Annotated in this window: 1 pseudogene; it reads left to right on the top strand. The window is 68.0% G+C overall.

The annotated features are described in order from the left end of the window. Positions 1 to 244, top strand: a pseudogene (locus tag CVM73_RS41430) (sensor histidine kinase); the annotation flags it as partial.

Below are 244 nucleotides of genomic sequence, written 5' to 3'. Positions count from 1 at the left end.
CGCGGCCTGGACCGCCGGCATGCTCTGCATCCACAGCGCCATGATCCGCAGTTGCCGGCGCTTCCTGAGCGAGCCCGCCTCGCCCGCCGCGACGCGCGCATGGCGGACGCGCTTCGTCGTGCTCGACATGGTCACGGAAACGCTGATGATGTTCCTGATGCTGCTGGTGATCGCAGTATCGAGCATGCTCGCTGCCAATCTGCCGATCGCAGCTCTTGCCGCCACGGCGCCGGTTGCGGTCGCG

Source organism: Bradyrhizobium forestalis (genome assembly GCF_002795245.1).
GTDB classification, from domain to species: domain Bacteria; phylum Pseudomonadota; class Alphaproteobacteria; order Rhizobiales; family Xanthobacteraceae; genus Bradyrhizobium; species Bradyrhizobium forestalis.
This window is presented reverse-complemented; position numbering and strand designations above follow the sequence as displayed.